At 51.6% G+C, this 21,964-nt stretch carries 15 protein-coding genes; 14 read left to right on the forward strand and 1 reads right to left on the reverse strand.

Annotated features, from left to right (window positions below; all coding sequences use genetic code 11):
- Nucleotides 1-235 precede the first annotated feature (235 nt).
- From ACYQ2M_RS15785 to mprF, 11 genes are all read left to right on the forward strand, one after another.
- A complete protein-coding gene (locus ACYQ2M_RS15785) occupies nt 236-1,444 on the forward strand; it encodes a glycosyltransferase (RefSeq protein ID WP_459917325.1) in 1,209 nt (402 codons plus the stop codon).
- The gene (locus tag ACYQ2M_RS15790; RefSeq protein ID WP_459917326.1) at nt 1,441-2,646 is read left to right on the forward strand and encodes a glycosyltransferase family 2 protein; all 1,206 of its coding nucleotides are present in this window, start codon (nt 1,441-1,443) and stop codon (nt 2,644-2,646) included. The genes ACYQ2M_RS15785 and ACYQ2M_RS15790 overlap by 4 nt, the downstream gene beginning before the upstream one ends.
- Nucleotides 2,647-2,732: 86 nt before the next feature.
- Nucleotides 2,733-3,857, forward strand: coding sequence for an SLBB domain-containing protein (locus ACYQ2M_RS15795; RefSeq protein WP_459917327.1), 1,125 nt, complete (start codon nt 2,733-2,735; stop codon nt 3,855-3,857).
- 3 nt (nt 3,858-3,860) lie between these two features.
- Entirely contained in the window at nt 3,861-5,651 is a 1,791-nt protein-coding gene (locus ACYQ2M_RS15800) for a lipopolysaccharide biosynthesis protein (RefSeq protein ID WP_459917328.1), read from the forward strand.
- Nucleotides 5,652-5,660: 9 nt separating this feature from the next.
- Nucleotides 5,661-7,826: a GumC family protein gene (locus tag ACYQ2M_RS15805; protein WP_459917329.1), complete on the forward strand. Its 2,166-nt coding sequence runs from the start codon at nt 5,661-5,663 to the stop codon at nt 7,824-7,826.
- 8 nt (nt 7,827-7,834) lie between these two features.
- On the forward strand, nt 7,835-9,439 hold the full coding sequence (locus ACYQ2M_RS15810; RefSeq protein ID WP_459917330.1) for a hypothetical protein: 1,605 nt from the start codon (nt 7,835-7,837) through the stop codon (nt 9,437-9,439).
- The gene (locus ACYQ2M_RS15815) at nt 9,414-9,929 is read left to right on the forward strand and encodes a VanZ family protein (protein ID WP_459917331.1); all 516 of its coding nucleotides are present in this window, start codon (nt 9,414-9,416) and stop codon (nt 9,927-9,929) included. Before ACYQ2M_RS15810 ends, ACYQ2M_RS15815 begins: the two co-directional genes overlap by 26 nt.
- Complete coding sequence (locus ACYQ2M_RS15820; RefSeq protein ID WP_459917332.1) at nt 9,919-11,259, forward strand: glycosyltransferase family 4 protein; 1,341 nt, start codon at nt 9,919-9,921, stop codon at nt 11,257-11,259. The genes ACYQ2M_RS15815 and ACYQ2M_RS15820 overlap by 11 nt, the downstream gene beginning before the upstream one ends.
- Before the next feature lie 127 nt (nt 11,260-11,386).
- Nucleotides 11,387-12,187 (forward strand): 3'(2'),5'-bisphosphate nucleotidase CysQ, encoded by an 801-nt coding sequence (cysQ, locus tag ACYQ2M_RS15825; RefSeq protein ID WP_459917333.1) that lies wholly within the window; start codon nt 11,387-11,389, stop codon nt 12,185-12,187.
- A 136-nt stretch (nt 12,188-12,323) separates the two neighbouring features.
- Nucleotides 12,324-13,196 carry an alpha/beta fold hydrolase gene (locus tag ACYQ2M_RS15830; RefSeq protein ID WP_459917334.1) on the forward strand — a complete coding sequence of 291 codons (873 nt, stop codon included), beginning with the start codon at nt 12,324-12,326 and terminating at the stop codon, nt 13,194-13,196.
- Nucleotides 13,197-13,211: 15 nt separating this feature from the next.
- Nucleotides 13,212-15,761, forward strand: a complete 2,550-nt coding sequence (gene mprF, locus ACYQ2M_RS15835; protein ID WP_459917335.1) for a bifunctional lysylphosphatidylglycerol flippase/synthetase MprF — start codon at nt 13,212-13,214, stop codon at nt 15,759-15,761.
- A 73-nt stretch (nt 15,762-15,834) separates the two neighbouring features.
- On the opposite strand, the gene ACYQ2M_RS15840 is transcribed toward mprF, so the two are convergent.
- Complete coding sequence (locus ACYQ2M_RS15840) at nt 15,835-16,593, reverse strand: Rossmann-like domain-containing protein (protein WP_459917336.1); 759 nt, start codon at nt 16,591-16,593, stop codon at nt 15,835-15,837.
- A 433-nt stretch (nt 16,594-17,026) separates the two neighbouring features.
- On the opposite strand from ACYQ2M_RS15840, the gene ACYQ2M_RS15845 reads away from it, so the two are divergent.
- Genes ACYQ2M_RS15845 through ACYQ2M_RS15855 form a run of 3 tightly spaced genes read left to right on the forward strand, consistent with a single transcriptional unit; the run spans nt 17,027 to nt 21,953 of the window.
- On the forward strand, nt 17,027-17,701 hold the full coding sequence (locus ACYQ2M_RS15845) for a TetR/AcrR family transcriptional regulator (RefSeq protein ID WP_459917337.1): 675 nt from the start codon (nt 17,027-17,029) through the stop codon (nt 17,699-17,701).
- A 26-nt stretch (nt 17,702-17,727) separates the two neighbouring features.
- Nucleotides 17,728-18,921: an efflux RND transporter periplasmic adaptor subunit gene (locus ACYQ2M_RS15850; RefSeq protein ID WP_459917338.1), complete on the forward strand. Its 1,194-nt coding sequence runs from the start codon at nt 17,728-17,730 to the stop codon at nt 18,919-18,921.
- Complete coding sequence (locus ACYQ2M_RS15855) at nt 18,918-21,953, forward strand: efflux RND transporter permease subunit (RefSeq protein WP_459917339.1); 3,036 nt, start codon at nt 18,918-18,920, stop codon at nt 21,951-21,953. The genes ACYQ2M_RS15850 and ACYQ2M_RS15855 overlap by 4 nt, the downstream gene beginning before the upstream one ends.
- Nucleotides 21,954-21,964 lie beyond the last annotated feature (11 nt).

Below are 21,964 nucleotides of genomic sequence, written 5' to 3' on the forward strand. Positions count from 1 at the left end.
TCTGCGTCTACGACCCTATCTTCGTTGTGTCCGACAGGACATGTGGGTTATACAAAACTACAAGGGAGCAGAGATTTTATCCCCATGAAAATTTGGCATCCTTCATATGGCCCCAAAAGTACCTTACAGTCTTTTGGGGACCCCCCCTGCAAATGGGGAATGCACTAAAAAAGTGTAAAGTACTTTTAAAGGATGCCGAAAATTTTTAATTAAATTGCCCGAGGAGTCCATAAATATGTCATTGAAAATTGCCTATCTGGCCAGTGAATATCCCGGAATATCCCACACCTTCATCTTCCGGGAAATTGCTGTCCTGCGGGAACTGGGCATCAAGGTTGTCACCGCCTCCATCCGAAGACCTGCCCACCTGGACAAGATGACGGCACCGGAAAAAGCCGACGCCGATGCCACCTTTTACATTAAAACAAGTTCAATAAAACACATTGCCGCCTCCCACCTGTCCCTGTTGAAACAGTCCCCGGGCAGATACCTTTCCATGCTGGGCCAGGCAGTTTCCCTTTCACGCAAAGGTCCCCGCAGCCTGTTCAAGGGAATTGCCTATTTTGCCGAGGCAGGCCTACTGGTAAAATGGATGCAAGACAACCACACCGACCATGTCCATGTCCACTTTGCCAATCCTGCGGCCACCGTGGCCATGATTGCCACCGTATACGGCACCATAAGCTTCAGCATGAGTGTCCATGGCCCCGATGTTTTTTACAATGTGGACACGGGACTTTTGACGGAAAAAGTCATCCGGGCAAAGGCCGTCCGCTGCATCAGCCACTACTGCACAAGCCAGCTCATGCGCCTTGTTCCCCATGGGCTGTGGTCCAAATTTACCATTGTGCGATGCGGTATTGACAAAGAAAAATTTTCCCCCCGCCCGGAACCCGGCAACACCGTGCCGGAAATTCTGTGTGTGGGACGCCTGGTCCCGGCCAAGGGGCAACATGTTCTGCTTGACGCCTGTGGCATTTTAAAGGAAAGGGGTGTAAACTTTACCCTCACTTTTGTGGGGGATGGTGAAGACCGAAACACCCTGGAAACCCTGTCCCAGACCCTGGGCATCGCCGACCAGGTCACCTTCACCGGGGCCATCGGACAGGATGAGGTCCCGGGCTATTATGACCGCGCCGATATTTTTGCCATTGCAAGCTTTGCCGAAGGAGTTCCCGTGGTACTCATGGAGGCTATGGCCAAAGAGATCCCATCGGTGTCCACACGCATCACCGGCATTCCGGAACTCATTGAGGATGGAAAAAACGGAGTGCTCACGGCCCCCTCCGACACCACTGATCTGGCAAACCGACTGCAGCTGCTGATCAACGACCCGGCCCTTAGAACCACCCTTGGCAAAAATGGACGTCAACAGGTGCTGGCACACTACGATCTCAATGAAAACTGTGTGCGCATGGCCGACTTTTTCAAAGGATTTCTATGATACTCATTAACATATTTTTTTACGCCCTTGGGGCTTACATTGTGCTGACCACGGGATACCTATTTTTTCTCACCGTGGCCGCCTGGTTCTTCAACAAAAAAACCGCGCCCGACCACACCCTTTCAACGGTCACCGTGGTGATTCCGGCCCACAACGAGGCCCTTGGCATCGCCCAGACCCTTGACAGCATAAAAAGGGCGGATTTCCCCGACGATCAATACCGCATGGTGATCATTGCCGATAATTGCGAAGATGACACAGCAACGGTGGCAAGGCAAGCCGGTGCCACGGTTCTGGAAAGATCCGATATACATAACAGGGGCAAGGGCCAGGCCCTGGACTGGTTTTTTAAAACCCACACCGATCAGTATGCCCAAAGGGATACGGTGGCCATCATCGACGCCGACACCCTGGTCCATCCCCGGTTTTTCCTGGAAATCTGTCACTCCCTTTCCCAGCCTTCGGTACAGGTGGTTCAGGGATTTTACGGGGTATCAAACCCAGAAGTGAACTGGCGAACGGCCCTTTCCGCTGCGGCTTTATCTGTTTTTCACCACATCCGACCCGCCGGTCGCAACGTCATCCATGCCACCGCAGGATTAAAGGGCAACGGCATGGCTTTTAAGACACAAGTCATGGAGAAATTCGGCTGGCCTGCCTTTTCCATTGTGGAGGACATTGAGTTTTCCCTGCACTTGCTCCTTGAAAATATCCTTGTACACTATAATCCCCATGCCATTGTTTATGGGGAGATGGCCTCAAAATCCCAGCAGGCCCAGACCCAGCGTAAACGATGGGAGGGGGGGCGCATGCAACTTTTAAAACAATACTCAGCCCCCCTACTGGGGGCATTTATAGAACACCCGAAAATCATGTTTCTGGATGCCTTCATGGAGCTTTTCACCCCGCCGCTCTCCCTTGTGGTGGCAGGCCAGGTGCTTTTATTTTTGCTGTCATGGCTGTTTTATCCCCACACCACACTTGTGTGGGGACTTTGTCTTTATGCCACCGTGTTCTACGTATTTTCCGGGCTTATACTGAAAAAAGCCCCCTTTTATGTATGGCGCTCCCTTTTTTGCGCGCCTTTTTTTATTTTATGGAAAATCCCCGTATATGTTAAACTGCTGGGGAAAAAAGGGATACCCGGGTGGGAAAGAACCCAAAGAGCCTCGGAAATAAAAGAGGAAACAAACAAACAGTGAGCCTTGTCCATCATCTGCCCCATTTTAAGTTGTACACCCCTGGGCACATATTCCATAACCACCGTTGCCTTGTTTTTCTGGTGGCAATGGTGTTTTTATGCACGGCATGCGCAGACATTCAACCCCAGGTCCAGGCTCCGTCACCCCCTGATCCTGTGTTTGAAGTGGATGATATCCAGGCAAGCACAAAATTTGCCACCCCCGATGAGGTGAAGCAATTTTCCCATGAGTCCACTTATCATACAGATGATGCCATGATTTTATCCGCCCCGGGAAATCCGCCCTTTTGCGGTCCTCTGCTGCATGTATCCATGATTAAAAAAAATCAGTACATCATCGGCCCTGGAGACGTTTTAAGCCTTACGGTGTGGGGACGTCCGGACGCATCAGCCCCCCGGATGATTGTTGGTCCCGACGGCATCATTTCCGTTCCCAGAATCGGATTCATCAACACCAAAGGCCGCACCAGAGAAAGTGTTGCAGAGGAAATCAAAGCGAAATTTTTGGCGTACTACAGTAACCCGGAAATCAGTTTTGGCATTGATGAGTACCACAATAACAAGGCCTTTGTGCTGGGCCGGGTGGAAAATCCCGGTGTGGTCACCTTCCCCGGGGAGGGAACCCTGCTTGAGGCCCTTTCCATTGCAGGCGGCTACTCCACCGAAGCCGAGAATACCTACCTGACCAAATGCTCCATCATCCGGGGCAATGATACCATTATTTGGATTGACCTCAACGAACTGCTCCAAAACGGTAATATGGCATTGAACGCCCGCATCATGAACAATGACGTCATCTTCATTCCGGAAAGTCAGTCGGAACTGGTGTATGTCATGGGAGAAGTGGAAACCCCCGGCGCATATAACATGACCGGACGTCTCACCTTGCTTGACAGTCTGATGATGGCAGGCGGCCCCACGGATGATGCCAAGGATTCAAAGCTGTACCTCATCCGAAAAACAAAAGAAAACCAGGGACAGGTGCGAGAAATAGATCTGAAGCATCTGCTGGAATCTGCAGATTTCAGTAAAAATTATATCATGAAGGACAATGATATTCTCTATGTATCAGAGAAACGTATCAGTCGATTTAATTATGCGCTCCAGAAAATATTTCCCTCACTGGAGATCATTGAGCTTGGCACCAATGTCATGGAAAATTTTGGAGCCATGCAACGGGTACGGGATAAAATCTGGGGAAAGGGCAACTAAAAAATGGCCGATAAAAAACAGGACAGCTTGGCACAGGTGGGAAAAAAAGCCGGGAAGAATGCCCTGGCAGGCATGGGTGCCACGGCCATTTATTTTCTAAGCCGAATTGCCCTGACCCCCATTATTTTAACCTACATATCCCTGAACGAATTTGGCCTGTGGTCCATCTGCTTTGTGATACTGTCCTATGCCGCCGTGGGGGCGGTGGGCATCAACAACGCCTATGTGAAATTCACGGCCCAGTTCCAGGCCGCCGATGACATCAACGGCATCAACACCATCTTTTCCACGGGTATGGTGTTCATGCTGCTTTTTGCCGTCCTCTTTTACACCGGCCTTTATTTTCTTCATCCGTGGCTGTTAACCCTTTTCCATGTCAAACAAGAATCCTTTGCCATTGCAGGCTTCATGGTCATGGGAACCACCCTGGTGTTCTGCATTGATTTCACCATGGGCGGCTTTCGATCCATCCTCAACGGTTTACAGGAAATAGCCTTTACCAAAAGTGTTAATGTGGCGGCATCGGTGTTTGAGGTGGTGCTGATCCTGCTCTTTCTTCACCTGGGCATGGGCATCAAGGGGCTTCTCTATGCCTATGGTATTAAAACCGTGGCGGAAATGCTTATCTGCACGGTGTATGTGTTTAAAAAACTGCCGGGATTTGCCATTAATTTAAAACTTATCAATAAGGCAGCCTTTAAAGAGCTGTTCGTCTATGTGGGGAAAATACAGGTACTGGGTGGGCTGTCCATATTCAATGCCTCCCTTGCCCGGTTTGTCATTGCCGCGTTTACGGGTCTTGCCGACGCTGGTTTTTTTGAAATCGGACGAAAATTTCCCTACACCGGCAGAAACATTTCCAGTGCCGCCTTTACCCCGTTTTTCCCCGCCGCTTCTTATATCGGTGGGCAATGGAAACGCGGTGAGATGCCCCCCGTTTCCCTGCGGGTGAAAAAATACCTCCTTTTGTTCCTGGTATCGGTCTGTCTTGGCCTGGTACCGGCGCTCTTGGTAACGATTGTCAAGCCGTTACCGAACCTGTCCCTGACCACAGATGCCGTAATCGCTCTCATGGCACTTGCCACAGCTATGGCCACTCCCCTTATCAAGATACTTCACGGCATGTTCAAAGACGAAGACAAACTGCTTGAAACCGAACTGCAGACCTTCTACCTTAAAGGTCTGAGATTCCTGGCCATGCTCAACTCAACAGTATTCGGCTTTTTAATGGCCATTGCCTCCCCCCTGATTTTCTGCTGGGTGGGTCGGGAATACCTCGGTGCCGTGGCAGTGATGATGATCATCAGCCTGTCCAACATGATTCATCTTTGCACCGGCCCTGCAAGCCTGGTGTTCCGGGGCATCAACCGGGCGGGACGGGAATTTGAATACCTCATTATACAGCTGACCACGGCATTGCTCTGGATACCCGTAGGAACCCATGCCATGGGCATCACCGGGGCCGCCCTGGGTGTTCTGGGAAGCTCCACCCTGGGAAGTATATTTTTATTCTTCAGAACCAACCAGGCCTTTGGCATCGGCACCCGCAATTTTATTCAAACCGCTGCCCTGCCCGTTCTTGGTCCCATGGCTGCTGCCGGAATGGTGTATGCCATCACCCGGGTGCTGCCCCTGGAATCACGCATAACCACAGGTCTCTGGGTCATGGGACTGGGGGCCTTCCATGTGTGCTTAAGTCTTTTACTGCTGTGGAACTTCTTTCTCACCACAGATGAAATAAAACACCTTAAAGGCGCGATGAACCGATTCCTTCCCAAAAAACGTCGGGGATAAAAAAGATCTATGGAAACTGTTTTAAAAGAACTGCTGCCGGGTACAAAAAAAAACAAACCCCTAGATATTTTCAGATTTCTGAAAAAATACACGGTCCTGATCATCGTGCTGGGAAATTTTATTTTCACCCTGCTTATTCCCTTTGCCCTCATGGCCATTAAACCCTATTACATGGCCTCGGCCAAACTACAGATTGATCCTGTGGTCCAGACCATCATCGGCAACGGTCAAGATACCTCCATTCTTCAGCAGTACTCGGATTATTCCAGAACCCAGGCCACCCGTCTGAGAGGCTATGATATCCTGGAAGATGCCATCAAACGACTGACCCCGAAAGACAAAGATGCCATGTTCCCCCCCGGAATGCCCCTGGAACGATGTATTGACCTACTTTACAAACGCTTGTCCGTCAAAACCATTCGCAACACCCACCTCATTGAACTTGAACTCCAGGGAGACCATCGCAACGGCATTGCCGAAACCCTGAACCATGTCATGGACGCATACAAGGAAAGCACGGATGCCCAGCAGAAACAGCAGAACCAGAACCGCCTCCAGTACCTGGCATCCGAACACGCCACCCTGAGAAAAAACATTGATGACAAGATCATTACTCTAAAAGACATTGCCCAGAAAACCCACACCAGTGAATTCAGTGAGATGTATAATTTTTTCTACAAACGGGCGGAACAGCTCCAGCAGGCAAAGGTCAAAATTGATCTCATGCTCATGGACGTAGAAACCGCCTACAAGCAAAAACTCCAGGAAAAAGAGAAAATTTCCAAACTGGACATGGAACCCTTTGTGGAAGAAGTGGTGGCCAACGACTGGGGCCTTGATTCCACCCAGTCCTGGACCTATCAGCAGCTCCAGGAACTGAGAACCAAGCTCGATGGCCTAAGTGAAAAAAGCTCTGACAGATCCTACATTGAAGAACGCATGAGGGCCATGAGCCGCTACGAAAAAAAAATGACCGAAGAGGTGCGCAAACTGGCCCAGATGACGGTATATGGAAAACGCGATTATGAACTCACCACCAATCTGATCCAGGAACAGAGCAAATATGATGCCCTGCGGGAAGCGGCCAAAAACATTTCCAGCCAGCTGGAAGAGGCAAGGGCAGAAGCCAATGTCAATTCAGAACGCCTCATCACCGGCGAACAGATCCAGGCGGAACTGCGACACATGCGCGAACTCTTGTTCAAATACGAATCCCGAATCAACGAACTGGGGGTTCAGTCCAATGCCCCCAGCAGAATTTCCATTGCCCTGCGTGCCCATCGCCCCCTTTCCCCTGCCGGAAACAATGCCAAAAAACTAATCATGGTGTGCCTGGTGGTGCCCTTCGGGTTCATCGGTTTTATCTGTCTGCTGCTGGAGTTCCTGGACAACCGCATCACCAATCCCATGAACATCACCCATGCCCTGGGACACCCGTCCACCTGGCCCATCTCCCGCTCCAGGGCCGTCACCCCCTTTTCCAGGGAAACCCTTGAGGCCCCCAATTCGGTGACATCCAAGGCCTTGAGAAGTCTGGCCTTGAGGATATACAAGGAAAACCAGACCAATGACGCCCATATTTTTCTATTCAACAGTGTGGATGAAAAGTCCGGAACATCGGGTATCATTCTCAATGTGGCCCATCTGCTGGGACAGATCCACCCCAATATTTTAATCATTGAAGCCGTTACGGCCAATCCGGCCATGAGAGAACGGTTAAACATTGCCTCTTCCCACCCGGGTATGGCGGAAATTCTAAATGGCACAGCGGATTTCAACCAATGCATCTACACCGATAATGAACGAAACGTGGACGTTCTGCCTGCCAGCGGAAAACAGGAATTCAAAAATTCCACCCTGATACACGCCATGGTCATCACCATGGCAAGAAAAAATTACGATATCATTCTCATTGATTCCAGCCCGGTGATGCAAAATGATTTCACCGAATATCTCACGGTTTTTTCCGATGTGCTGCTCCTGGTGGTCCAGGGAAACAGATCCCTCTACACCGATCTGAGACGGGTGGCCGAACTGTTCATAAGACAGGAAGTGCCTGCCATCATTCCCGTTCTCAACTGGGGCGGTGCCGTTTACACCGGTAAAATAGAGAAAAAACTGCAAAATACATTTTTAGCTCCGGTACTGACCCGCATCAGACGTTCACTGAGGTAAAAAAGGCCATGAAAGGAAATTTTCTCTGCCTGATCAGTCTTGTGATGATCATTCCGGCCTGCCTCTATATATTTAAAACATACGGGGGGGCAAGGGGCAGCATCATCTGTTTTTTTGGTGCAGTGCTGTTTTTGCCCATGGAACAACTCCATGTACCCCTGATTTTATATAATAAAATGACGGCAACGGGCATCGGGGTCATGCTTGCCATTAAAGTAACCGATGGCGAAACCATGGAACAGTTTTCCCTGCATCCCCTGGATATCCCCATGATCATCTGGCTGTCTTCCGTGATATTGTCCTCCATCCTCAACGGACTGGGTTTAAAGGACGGACTCCAGGAAAGTTTTAATACCTTTACCCTGTGGGGGGTGCCCTACCTGGCAGGCCGTCTTTACTTTGCGAACGCTGCCGGGCATATTCTGCTGTGCAATGCCCTTTTTATCTGCGGGATTGTCTATATTCCCTTTGTGGTGTTTGAACTTGTGATGAGCCCCCAGGCCCACAACATCGTCTATGGCTACATGCAGCACTCCTTTGCCCAGGTGATCCGGGGGGGAGGATACCGGCCCATGGTGTTCATGCAGCACGGCATCATGCTTGGTACCTTCATGTGCATGGCAGGTCTGGTGGGGGTATGGTGCACAGCCACCGGGGTGTTTCCCAAAAAACGCTGGAATGCGCCGTCCTGGGGGCTGGCCCTTCTCATGGTACTTTCCGCCATTATCTGCAAATCTTCGGGGGCCATTGGTCTGATGCTGCTTGGCATGATGGCCCTTTTTATCTCTGCCCGGCTGAAAATCAGCCTGGTCATCTGGCTGATGCTCCTGATTCCTCCGGCTTATATCTCCACTCGGGCCACGGGCTACTGGGACGGACAAAACGCCGTGGATTTCATCACGGAAAAGTTCAGTGCCGATCGGGCAGCCTCTCTGGCCTTCCGGTTTGACAATGAAAATATCCTTGTGGAAAAGGCCCTGGAAAAACAGCTGTTTGGATGGGGGGGCTGGGGCCGATCCCGGGTGTATGATCCGGACACCGGGGAAGATTTAAGTACCACCGACGGCTTCTGGGTGATTATTCTGGGCAGCCGGGGATTCCTGGGGCTTACCTCGGTGTCCCTTGTTTTACTTTTGCCCATGCTGTTGTTCACCCTTCGCCATCACCCCAAAACCTGGAATCAAAAAGACATTGCTCCCACCGCTGTGATTGCCATTATTCCCCTGCTGTTTCTCATTGACTGCACCCTCAATGCCATGGTCAATCAGATGTATATTATATTTGCCGGGGGGGTCACCGGCATGCTTTCCCGGGAAAAATCCGATGTCGCCGCTGAAAATGCCGTGGAAACCATCCCCCCGGATGAAAAAACACCGGATAAGGGAACACAAAAAATGACCGCCCCGCCCCCTTTCCTGCCCCGGCTCATTCCCCGTGTCAGAAAAGAGGGGTTGTGGTCAGGAAAAACAAGATTTGTATTGAAGCCTGACTATGACGGTCCCCGGTTTCAACTGGAAAAATCCGCCTCAACTGCGGGCAGGCACAAACAAAAGCCCCGAAAAAACCAAACAGAAAGGAAGATCGGCCATGAATCTGTCTCTGAAATCAAATAAAAACAAGCTGTGGCAGAATCTCATCTCCCGGCCCCTTATTGTTGCATGGACGGCAGGGCTTGTGTTTATGGTGGTATCCTCCCTGATCCCCCAGGCGAGCCTCACTTCGGACAACTCCAGCATGGGCATTGATAAGCTTGCCCGCATCATAACCTTTGGATTTCTGGCCTTTTTTCCCATTGCATTTTTTGCATCCATCAAGCTTGGATTCTGTGTGGCATCTTCCATGCCCGCCCTGGGATTCATACTGGAACTCATGCAGAAATATGTGCCGGGGAGACATTTTTCACCCGAAGATATCATTGCCAATAATATGGGTGCCATTGCGGGTATTTTCATGGGGGTGGCCATCCGGGCCATCTTTCACACGGGAAACCTTACAAAGAAAAAAAAAGAGCCTTCCCCTGCCCTACCCTCAGTTGACCAGAAGGACCCTGTTCAGCCCCAGGGCCCCAAAACCCCTGACAAGGAAAATACACATGAACAATGAACCCATAAAAATTCTAATGGTGATCGAGCAATGTAATCCGGAATGGGCATCGGTGCCCCTGCTGTCCTATAACTTTTACCATGAGATCCGAAAACGGGCACAGGTCACCCTGGTGACCCATGAACGCAATCAAAGTGCCCTGGAAAAGGTGCGCGAGGACCACACCATTGATTACATCCGGGAATCCACTTTGCTTAAACGCTATTACCGCCTCATCAAACACATCACCGACCGGGGTGCCGTAAACTGGCCGCTGCAGCACGCCCTTTCCTACCCCATATATGCCGAATTCAACCACCGGGTAAGCCAGAAATACGGCTCTGCCATCCGTTCCGGGGCATATGACCTGGTACATGTCATGACCCCCATTCTGCCACGATACCCGGTAAAACTCATCAATCACTGTAAAAACACCCCTTTTCTGCTGGGACCGGTGAACGGCGGGGTTCCCTTTCCCCCGGGGTTTGACACCGTGGCCCGAAAGGAATTTGCCCGGTTTAATTTTCTGCGCATGTTCACCCGGCTCATCCCGGGGTACAGAAAAACATACCAGACCGCAGATAAAGTTCTTTCCGGCTCCCTGTACACCCGAAGTATGTTGATGAACTTGTTTGATATACTGGATAATCGCATTGATCTTTTCCATGAGAATGGTATCCTGAAGTCCTTTATCGGAAAACCCAAAGCACACACTTCAAAGAGCATGAAGCTACTTTTTGTGGGACGCCTGGTGGCCTACAAAGGGGCGGATATGGCCATAAAGGCCATTTCCATACTTCCGGAAACGGTGCGGCAACGCATCACCCTCACCATCGTGGGCGATGGCCCCGAAAAAAATGCACTGGAACAACTTGCCCGCACCACCGGCGTTGAAGACCGGGTGCAGTTCACCGGATGGATACCCCAAAAGGAAACCCTGATCCACTATGAAAGAAGCGATGTATTCTGCTTTCCATCGGTGCGGGAGTTTGGGGGGGCTGTGGCCCTGGAAGCCATGGGATGCGGACTTGTCTGCATTGTCCCTGATTATGCAGGCCTTGGGGAATACGTGACAAAGGACACCGGCATTAAAATCAAGCCGCTGTCCCGGGAATATCTTGTGGACGCGTTTGCTGAAAAGATTACCTTTCTCCTGGAACACCCGGAAATAAGACAGGCAATGTCGGCCAGTGCCATCCATCGGGTGAAGCGCTATGAATGGGGGGAAAAGGCGGATGCCATGGTGGCTCTTTATAAAAAAATAATGGCTGAATTTTCGGGTGTGAATAACAACGCCATTCATCTGGGTGGGACAGGCTCTGCCCCTGACAGCCGCAATCAGATTTCCTGATGAAATATCCGGACTTACTCCTCATCGTTGGCGGACCCACGGGGTCAGCTTTATGCCCAGGCCCAAAAATCCGAATTTACCCCCGTTTTTCAACGCACATAACCAAGAGTGACACAAGGAGACGCATATGAACCATCACCCCACAGACCTTGAAATGTTAAACGATCTTGCCAAAGCGGCCGGAAAAGGCATCATGGAAATATATGCCACGGATTTCAAGGTGGACATCAAATCCGACGATTCCCCCCTCACCCGGGCGGACACCCGATCCCATGAAATTATTTCCGCAGGCCTTCAGAAAGCCACGCCTGATATTCCCATTTTGTCGGAAGAAGGAAAAACCATTTCTTTTAAAGACAGAAAAAAATGGCATCGGTTCTGGCTGGTGGACCCCCTGGACGGCACCAAGGAATTCGTCAAAAAAAATGATGAGTTCACCGTGAACATTGCCCTGATTGAAAATCACATCCCTGCGGCAGGCGTCATATATGCCCCTGCCCTTGATCTGATGTACCTGGCAGAACTGGAAAGCGGTTGCTGGGAGATTGCCGAAGGCAAACAGCGAAAACTTGAAATCATCCCCCCCGTTGACGGGGATGTGATCCGGGTGGTCCAGAGCCGGTCCCACCCGTCGGAAGCCCTGAAAAAATGCCTGAACGCCCTGCCCGCCCACGAAGCGGTGAGCCGGGGGAGTTCTTTAAAATTCTGCCTGGTGGCTGCCGGGAAAGCCGATCTCTATCCCCGTCTTGGTCCCACCTGGGAATGGGACACCGGAGCTGGCCAGGCCGTGGTCACCGCCGCCGGCGGCATTGTCACCGATACCAAAGGGGTACCTTTTACATACAACAAACCCAATCTGCTCAACGGGCCTTTTTTTGTGGGGCCGGACAGGAATTTCATGGAAAACTTGTCTCTTTTTTCAATCTGATTCACAAAATAGACATAGATATCAACGCAGATGCTGAATTGCCTTTGGCTCCGATCGTGCCGGAACGGGTGTCTGCTGTCGCATTTTCATATAAAAAAAACCACATGCCAAAAACGCCTACCACAAGGGCAAAAGAATGAAACGATACATCCTCACACCGACCATTATGCTGTCGGGACTTTTATGCTGGAACGTCTATACCCTATTGCAGCCCATGTCCGGTTCTCTTGTCCGCTATGCGCTCTGGACATTTACCCCTGGAGCCACAGCATTGAAAGGAAGTGTTGATACAGACGTCACCCTCCATTATGTGAGCTACGGCAAGGGACCGGCAATATTCCTTCTGCATGGGGGGCTAAGCAACCGACGGATCTGGTTCTCCCAGATTCCCTGGCTGGTGGCAACGGGCCTGCAGGTGGTGCTGCCAGATACTCGCGGACACGGTAATTCGGGCCTTGGCTCCCAGGAATTGACCTATCGCCTGCTTGCCTCCGATGTCATCCATGTCATGGATGCACTCAATATTGACAAGACCGATGTTATTGGCTGGAGTGATGGGGGAAATACCGCCCTGATTCTTGCACGCTACTGGCCCCAACGGGTAAAGCGCCTGGTTTCCATCAGCGCAAACTTTAATCCATCCGGGCTCACCCCCGAAGCGCTGGAAGAAACCCATACCCGGAGCACCGGACTCCAATACTGGTTCAAGCGCTGGTGGATCGGTACCGGAAAACAGCTGCGGGAACTAGAAAAACGGATAAAGCGCATGTGGCGCAAATTCCCCCTGCTTGAGTCGGTGGATCTCCAGAAAATAACCCGGCCTGTCCTGGTGATTGTGGGTAAAAAGGACCTGATCTCAACGAAACATGCAAGGCAGATGGCCAGCCTTTTACCCCACGGCCTCCTGAAAATAATTTCAGGTGGCCATGCGACGCCGGTCACCCACTCCCGGGAGGTCAATGCAGATATTGCAACATTTCTTGAACTTCCCCCTGCAAACGAATTTTAGAAAAGAGTAGAATTTATGATCGAGAAAACGCTTCACCGGATAACACCATACATCGGCATTGTTCTTTTCCTGGCAGCCATTTTAATTGTACACCATGAACTCAAACTGCACACCATTGCCGAAATTATAACAGGTCTTGAACAACTGCCCAAGCCCACCATTTTGCTGGCCATCGCGCTGACGTGCGTTAACTATCTTTGCCTCACCGGATATGACTTTATGGCCCTCCGGTATCTTAACAGGAAAATTAAACCGCTGAACGTGATCCTGGCATCTCTGATCAGTTTTTCCATCAGCAATAACACCGGCCAGGCACTGATAAGCGGTTCCTCCATGCGGTATCGGTTTTACAACATGTGGGGCCTTTCCGGCATGGACATCATCAAATTTTCTCTGTTTATCAGCCTGATGTACCTGATGGGTGCCACAACGCTTTTTGGCATCACCGCACTTACTTCAAGTCAGCTGGCCTCGTCGTCATTACCCCTGGCCCACACCGTGCAATGGCTGGCCTGGGCGATCTTGGCATTATTGGCGGCCTACTGGTCCATCATCTTGGTGAGAAAAAAACCTTTTATCATCAGGGGCATGGAAATTTTCCTGCCCAGCCCCGGTATTTCCCTGGCCCAGACAACCATAGCCATACTGGATCTGGTTTTAAGTTCCTTGATTCTTTATCTGTTCCTGCACGTTCATGTAAGCATCTCCTTTCATTCTTTTCTTACCGTTTACATTGCTGCCCAGATCCTGGGGCTGTTCAGCCAGATTCCGGGCGGCCTTGGGGTGTTTGAGGGTACATTTCTTTATCTGCTGGGAGGCAGAGTTCCGGCATCTTCGGTGTTTGCAGCCCTGCTAATGTTCCGGGTTGTCTATTATTTTGTTCCACTGCTGCTTTCCGGCACGGGACTGGTTTTCTATGAACTATTTCAACACCGAAAACCGGCAGGGGAAAAAGCCCGGGCCACAATTGGATATCTCTCCCGTGGGATTCCTCATATCTTTTCCATCCTACTGATTCTGTCCGGCGGATTGCTGCTGGTGTCCGGATCAACCCCCATGGACCGCGGGGTTTTAAAATGGGTGTATAACACACTACCACTGTCGGTGGTGGAGGCATCCCACCTCATTGGCAGTATTGTCGGCCTACTGCTGCTGTTCATGGCCCGGGCTGTTCGGCTGCGCATTGATGCTGCCTATTTCAGCATCATTCTTCTGTTGGGCGTTGGAGGCATTGCCTCCCTACTTAAAGGCTTTGACTGGCAGGAAGCATCAATTTTATGGATAATGATGATTCTTTTTCTCCCATCCCGACGATTTTTTTATCGCAGGTCATCCCTGTTAAGCATGCCCTTTTCCTGGTCATGGCTTGCCTTTGTGGCTGTGGTTCTAATGGGCTCTGCCTGGATCGGATTTTTTTCTTACAAACACATTGAATACTCCCAGGATCTCTGGTGGCGTTTTGCCTATAACGGTGATGCCCCCAGATTTTTAAGGTCATTGCTGACCCTCACCGTGATGATATTATCCTTTTGCATCTACCGCCTGTTTCGGGTACGGCCGGAAAAGGCCCATCTACCCACCCCTAAAGAAATTGATGAACTCGACCTCCTTGTTCATAATGCCCGGGAAACGCAGAGTCATCTTGCCCTCATCGGGGACAAAAGCATTTTGTGGAATCCGGACCGAACCTCCTTTCTCATGTATGGCACAACAAGAAAATACTGGATTGCCATGGGAGATCCTGTGGGAAAAGTAGAGGATCATGAATCCCTGGTCTGGCAATTCCGGGAGATGGCAGACAAAAAAGGGGCCAGGGTGGCGTTTTATCAGATTTCCAAAGAAAATCTGCCGCTGTATCTAGATCTTGGCCTGGTGCTCATCAAGCTGGGGGAGGCCGCCCGTGTATCTCTTCAAAATTTCGATCTCAAAGGGGGCAAAAGATCTGGATTGCGTGCCACAAACAACAAATTCTCTAAACTGGGCCTAAAATTTGAGGTACTGGAACGCGACAAGGTAAAATTGCATATGAACGCCCTGCATCAGGTCTCCGAGGCCTGGCTAACAACCAGAAAGGCCGAAGAGAAAGGATTCTCCCTTGGTTTTTTCTCTGAAGACTATCTTTGCCGGGGCAGATGCGGCATCATTTCCCAGGGCGAAACCATTCTTGCGTTTGCCAATCTATGGGAAACGGAAAACAGAGAAGAACTCTCCATTGACCTGATGCGGTATACACCGGAGGCACCATCCGGCATAATGGAGTACCTTTTTATCCAACTGATGATATGGGGCCACGCCCAGGGATATCAATGGTTTGACCTTGGCATGTCACCTCTTTCCGGCCTTGAAAATCATCCCCTGGCACCCATGTGGCATAAGGTTGGCAATGCTGTGTTTAAATATGGAGATAATTTCTATAATTTTGAAGGTCTTCACAACTACAAAAAAAAATTCCATCCCGTATGGGAGCCCCGATATCTGGCAGCACCAGCCCTGGCGACACCTGCTGTTTTATTAAGCGTCACCAGTATGATAGCTGGCAGCTGGAAGGGAATCTTTATTAAATAAAGATTCCTCAATTTTGTCAATATTCGGCTGGCTCAACAGGTTTGGGGTTTAATGAAGAGGGGTCAGGCACAATTCATAGCAGTCTCTGTTCTGCCTTCAAACAGTTCTTACCACCAAATTTCAGGAACTGTCGTGTGCCGCCATGGTTTTCTATGACATCCAGCACCCGTATATCATTCTTTTCAAATGTGGCACCAAAAATCATTTTAACATTTTTATACTGCAGCAGTTCCGGCACCATGATGGAGGAAGGTCCCAGCAGATAGACATGGCATGCTTCCGGGGTGGCATTGACGGTGTCAAGGAAGGTGCCGTTAAACACAGAAGTGGAGGTTAAGATCACCGCATCTGCCTGTTTTAAGGTCTCTTTCTGGCGATTCATCTCCGTCAGACGGTTATCGGCCTTGATCATATCAAAGATTTCCAGAGGTACCCCGGCTTCTTCAAATTTACGCACAATGGGCTTGAACAGTCCCACCATGACAATGCGCTGATCCTGGGTAAAGTCCAGCACATCCCAGATATCATCTTTACTGGAATCAAAGCCATGGTAGTTATGACAGGCATTGAGATAGGCTGTGTAAATGATGCGATGGGAAATTTTTGAAAGATCCGGTGGTGCACTTTTAAGAGTGGGAATAGCCGGAGAAACCTTGTTGGTGAGGTTGGCACAAACCCCGATGTGACCGTTGGTAAGAAGGACAGCGGTATATCTGTTACCGGAAATAATACGTTCAATGGCCTGGCCGTCATAGCCGTACGTATCCATGAGCAGCGCCAGGGGTTCTTTGTCAAAGGGCATGGGCACCTCCTGTTGAATGGATTCATTCATGGAAAGAAGTTCTCATTGGATGAACGGTTCTTTCCATGGGAAAATTTCAACTTTTTTGTATGCCCCTGAAAGCTATAAATCAAGCTTTTTCATAATTGTATGGGAACAGACCCAGTAACTCTATGATGATGGCTATTATCCTTTTTTTGTCTGGATGGTGGCCCTTCATAACAAATAGTCCGATTATCACAGGCCCCAAAAGGTAGAGACAGCCGCACAAAAGCCCCCCTCTCACCAGCGCAATCAAAAAATATTTATTCACTTGACTAAATTTATTCAAATGAATAGATTGCACCCATAAAATAGTATTATGCCGCCCCCGACGGATGGTTTGTCTGAAACTGGAAGCCCAGGGACTCTGGTAAGGATACTTTGATACTGCATTATCACATAAAAAAAACAGTCAGGAGCAATTCATTGACGGAGCGTAAATATGGCCACCTATGCCAGCAGTAAGCAGACTCAGGATCTTTTAATCAATGCCGCAGGAGAGCTGGTGGCGGAGCTGGGTTTCAGCAACGTCTCCACCCGAGCCGTTGCAGACAAGGCTGGCCAGAACATCGGCTCCATCCATTACCACTTCAAATCCAAGGAAAATCTTTTTCAGGCCATGATCCGCCATGCCACCCGGACAGTGCGCAACAACCCCCTGGGGCCCTTTATCAAGGCCCATTCAGACAGCCTTGACTCTCCCCTGGGGCAGGCATCCATGGTGCGCCGCATCATCCAGCGAAAACTGCAGGAGCTGTTTGATCCGGACCGGCCCTGGTGGCATCACAAGATCATCTATCAGGTGATCCGGGCCGAAGAAAACCTGCTTAAAATCCTACGGGATGAAGTGATGCAGCCGGAAGTCGATGCCTTTATAGAATTTTTCCAGCGCATTGATCCCTCCCTGGATCAGGAGGATGCATTCATGCAGACCCTTCTGACCATGGCCCCCATCATTTACCATGTGGAAAGCTCAGAAACCATCCTGACCCTGATGGGGAAATCTGCCTATCCCGACCACTATATTCAGAAACTCGAAGATAAAATCGTGCTGGCAACCCAGCTTCTTCTGGGCCTGCCCCCGGACAAACCGGAAAAGCCCAGCCATGAACACTAAAAACGATGAGAACTCAGAGGAATCAAATGAAAAAAAACATCTTTATCCTGTGCCTTCTGGTCGGTCTCTTGCTGGTCTCGGCACCTGCCTTTACCCAGAAAAACGACAACCGTGACAAGACCGCCTTCCTGGGAAGCGGTAATACGCCTCCTTCCAAGGCTGCAATGTCGTCTGCCCCCCGAACCGTGGTGGTGGAGAAACTCACCCTGTCCAACGGAGAGACCGCTACCCGCTTTCCCGGAACTGTCCAGGCCTGCCGGGAAACCCGGCTGGCCTTCCGGGTGGGGGGCCCCCTTACAGAGATGAACATCGCCCCCGGAGATCAGGTGAAAAAAGGGGACGTGCTCATGCAGATTGATCCCCAGGATTACAGGGATAGAATCCGCATACTCGAAGCCCAGCTCTCCGGTGCCCGTGCCCAGCTGAACAACGCCCGCCGGGACTTTGGCCGCATGGATCAGCTTTTTAATGAAAAGGTGATTCCCCAGGCCGATTTTGACCGGGCAAGCACCATGAAAAACACGGCCCATGCCCAGGTAAGCGCCCTCCAGGCCCAGCTCATCACGGCCCGGCACCAGCTTTCCTACACCACCCTGAAAGCCCCCTATAATGCCATTGTCACCAGCACCCACATTGAAAACTTTGAAATGGCGGCACCGGGCCAGACGGTGGCGGAGCTCCATGATATTTCCCGTTTGGAGATCAAGATCAATATTCCGGAAAACGAAATCGCTGCCCACCCCCTGGTGGCGGACACCCCGGCTCTGGTGCGTTTTCCCGCCGTGGGAGACCAGGAGTTCAAGGCAGGTCTGAAAGAGTGGAGTACCAGCGCCGACCGGGCCACCCGCACCTACGCAGTCACATTCACCATGCCCCACCCACCGGGGGCGCAGGTACTTCCCGGCATGACTGCGGAAATAAACTGGCCCACCGCCGGGGCTGGCCGGCAACGCCTGACCATGCCGGCCAAAGCCGTTGTAGTCGCCGGCAAAGGCGAGTCCCATGTCTGGCGATTTAATCCTGGCACGGCCACGGCATCCCGGGTACCCGTTACCCTGGGAAACCTGTACGGGGCCTCCCGTATCGTGGTTAAATCGGGCCTGACCCAAGGTGATCTCATCGTCACCGACGGCATGGATTTCATCACCGAGGGCATGAAACTGACCCCCACTCCGGCGGCCGTCTCCGCCAACAGTTCTGATGGGGAGGCCCTGCAATGAATCCTGCGGCATTCGCCCTCAGAAAACAGACCCTCATGGTGGTGCTCACCCTTATTTTGATGGGGCTGGGCGTGGTGGCCTTTGAAAAGATGGGACGTCTGGAAGATCCCACATTTACCATTAAAACCGCATTGATCGTCACTGCTTATCCCGGTGCATCCCCCCTGGAAGTGGAAGAGGAGGTGAGCGAGACCATTGAAGCGGCAGTCAAGGCCATGGGGCAGGTCAAGGAAATTTACTCCACCTCCCGGGCCGGTCTCTCGTTTGTATATGTGGACATGAAAGATACCTATACCGCCACACAGCTGCCCCAGATCTGGGATGAGCTGCGCAAAAAAATAAGAGATGTCCAGGGCTCCCTGCCCCCCGGGGCAGGTCCTTCCGTTGTCCGGGACGACTTCGGTGACGTGTACGGGGTATTTTTTGCCCTCCATGGACCGGGATACCGCCCGGCCCAGCTCCGGGATTATGCCCAATTTCTGAAAAAAGAACTCCTGCTGTGTGACGACGTGGCCAAGATCGATTTCTGGGGCATCCGTCAGGAGGCAATTTTCATCGAATTTCAACGGGCAAAACTTGCAGAACTGGGCATCTCCCGGAACATGATCTACAATACCCTCCAGACCCAGAACCTGGTGCAGCAGAGCGGGCATGTGGATGTGGACACCGAATACATGCGCATCACTCCCACAGGAGAGTTCACCAGTGAACAGGCCATTGCCGATCTTTTCATCGGCGGACCCACGGGCCTCATCCGATTGGGGGACATCGCCACGGTGTACCGGGATTATGTGGACCCGCCCCGGAACCTCATGCGTTTCAACGGACAGCCAGCCGTGGGCATCGGTATCTCCACCGTGACCGGGGGCAACGTCATCACCATGGGCAGATCCGTGGCCAGCACCCTTGAACGTCTAAAGGCCCAGCAGCCGCCGGGTATCTCCCTTGAGACCATCTACTACCAGAGCCGTGTGGTGACAGCATCGGTAAACGCTTTTCTGCTGAACCTGGCCGAGGCAGTGGTCATCGTTGTCGGTCTTTTAATGATCTTCATGGGATGGCAGACCGGTTTTCTCATCGGCATCACCTTGCTGCTAACCATCCTTGCCACCTTCATCGGCATGTTCATCATGGACATAAATCTCCAGAAAATTTCCCTGGGGGCTTTGATTCTGGCCCTGGGCATGCTGGTGGACAACGCCATCGTGGTGGCCGACGGCATCCTTGTACGGGTTCAGAGTGGCGGCAGGCGGCGGCCGGCGGCTGTGGAAGTAGTAACCCAGAACGGATGGCCCCTGCTGGGTGCCACGCTGGTGGCCATCCTGGCCTTTGCCGCCATCGGCTTTGCCCCCGGGAATGTGGGGGAATTCTGCCGTTCCCTGTTTAATGTCATGGCACTATCCCTCTCTTTGAGCTGGATCATTGCCGTGACCATCACTCCGCTCTTCTGTGTCTGGTTCCTGAAGGTACCCGGCGAATTCGAAGCGCATGTAAAACCCTACCAGAATTTTTTTTACCGCATGTACAGAGGGCTTCTCCGGGCAAGCATCCGATTCCGGTTTCTCACGGTGCTGCTCACCCTGGTTGTCCTTGTCGGAGCCATGATGGGTTTCTCTCGGGTTCCCCAGGCCTTTTTTCCCGATTCCACCCAGAAATATTTTTATGTAAATTATTGGAAACCCGAAGGCACCCACATCCAGCACACCGACCAGGACCTACGTCACATCGAAGCCTTTGTCCGGGGTCTTGACGGGGTGGTTAATGTCACCACTTTCACCGGTGAGGGGGCCATGCGATTTATCCTCTCCTACGACTACCAGACCCCCAACTCAAGTTACGGACAACTTCTGGTGGAAGTAACAGACAAACATCACATCTCGGGCCTCATTGACAAGGTGGAAACCTTTTTAAAGGCCAACTATCCCGATGCAGAACCCTTTTGTCAACGCATCATCTCAGGTCCGGCGGTTACATATAAGGTGGAGGCTCGCTTCCGTGGGCCGGACATCGCCGTGCTTCAACACCTGGCTGACCAGGGCCTTCAGGTCATGCGCGACACCCCCGGAAGCCGTGATATCCGCACCGACTGGCGCCAGCCGGTGCAGGTGCTGCGGCCGGTGTTCTCCGAAGTCCAGGCCCGGCGCATCGGGGTAAGCCGCAGCGACCTGGCCCAGGCCCTGCAATGGAACTTTGACGGGCTCGTGGCCGGTGTTTACCGGGAAGGAGACGAACTGATTCCCATCATCACCCGCCCTCCGGAAACCGAACGTCAGTCGGTGGACCACCTGCAGAACGTACAGGTGTGGGGCGCCCTGCCCCAGCGGTATGTGCCCATCGGTCAGATCACCACAGGGCTTAATCAGGTGTGGGAGTACCCCATCATCAAACGCCGGAACCAGCAGCGGGCCATCACCGTGCAGTGCAATCCGGTGCAGGACAATGCCGATATCCTGCGTCTTGCCATGAAAGATCCCATGGAAGCCATTGAGCTGCCTCCGGGATACACCATGTCCTGGGAGGGGGAGTTCAGCGAATCCAATGAGGCCCGGGCACCGTTGAAGCAGATCTTTCCCCTGTGTCTTCTGGGCATGTTCATCTCGGTGGTATGGCTGTTCAACTCCGTCCGGCGACCCCTGATCATTTTTCTCACCGTCCCCCTGGCCATCATCGGCGTGGTGGCGGGTCTCCTGCTGGTGGGACTTCCCTTTGGATTCATGTCCATATTGGGATTTTTAGGACTATCAGGCATGCTCATCAAAAACGCCATTGTGCTGGTGGAACAGGTGGAGCTCTTCCTCAAGGGCGGGATTGCCCCCTTCAAGGCCATTGTGGATGCGGCGGTTACCCGTCTGCGGCCGGTGTTCATGGCCTCGGGCACCACGGTACTGGGCATGGCCCCCTTGGTAACAGATCCCATGTTCGCCGGCATGGCCGTGACTATCATGGGGGGGCTCCTGGTCTCCACCGTACTGACATTGATTATTGTACCTGTGTTTTACAGCATTGCCTATAATATCAAGTGGGAACGATAAAGGATATTGGT

It is taken from the genome of Desulfocicer niacini (genome assembly GCF_054657595.1).

Bases quoted from the DNA above. Each gene is read 5' to 3' on its own strand.
- ACYQ2M_RS15785 (WP_459917325.1), top strand. From the start codon at position 236: ATGTCATTGAAAATTGCCTATCTGGCCAGTGAATATCCCGGAATATCC.
- ACYQ2M_RS15790 (WP_459917326.1), top strand. From the start codon at position 1,441: ATGATACTCATTAACATATTTTTTTACGCCCTTGGGGCTTACATTGTG.
- ACYQ2M_RS15795 (WP_459917327.1), top strand. From the start codon at position 2,733: ATGGTGTTTTTATGCACGGCATGCGCAGACATTCAACCCCAGGTCCAG.
- ACYQ2M_RS15800 (WP_459917328.1), top strand. From the start codon at position 3,861: ATGGCCGATAAAAAACAGGACAGCTTGGCACAGGTGGGAAAAAAAGCC.
- ACYQ2M_RS15805 (WP_459917329.1), top strand. From the start codon at position 5,661: ATGGAAACTGTTTTAAAAGAACTGCTGCCGGGTACAAAAAAAAACAAA.
- ACYQ2M_RS15810 (WP_459917330.1), top strand. From the start codon at position 7,835: ATGAAAGGAAATTTTCTCTGCCTGATCAGTCTTGTGATGATCATTCCG.
- ACYQ2M_RS15815 (WP_459917331.1), top strand. From the start codon at position 9,414: ATGAATCTGTCTCTGAAATCAAATAAAAACAAGCTGTGGCAGAATCTC.
- ACYQ2M_RS15820 (WP_459917332.1), top strand. From the start codon at position 9,919: ATGAACAATGAACCCATAAAAATTCTAATGGTGATCGAGCAATGTAAT.
- cysQ (WP_459917333.1), top strand. From the start codon at position 11,387: ATGAACCATCACCCCACAGACCTTGAAATGTTAAACGATCTTGCCAAA.
- ACYQ2M_RS15830 (WP_459917334.1), top strand. From the start codon at position 12,324: ATGAAACGATACATCCTCACACCGACCATTATGCTGTCGGGACTTTTA.
- mprF (WP_459917335.1), top strand. From the start codon at position 13,212: ATGATCGAGAAAACGCTTCACCGGATAACACCATACATCGGCATTGTT.
- ACYQ2M_RS15840 (WP_459917336.1), bottom strand. From the start codon at position 16,593: ATGAATGAATCCATTCAACAGGAGGTGCCCATGCCCTTTGACAAAGAA.
- ACYQ2M_RS15845 (WP_459917337.1), top strand. From the start codon at position 17,027: ATGGCCACCTATGCCAGCAGTAAGCAGACTCAGGATCTTTTAATCAAT.
- ACYQ2M_RS15850 (WP_459917338.1), top strand. From the start codon at position 17,728: ATGAAAAAAAACATCTTTATCCTGTGCCTTCTGGTCGGTCTCTTGCTG.
- ACYQ2M_RS15855 (WP_459917339.1), top strand. From the start codon at position 18,918: ATGAATCCTGCGGCATTCGCCCTCAGAAAACAGACCCTCATGGTGGTG.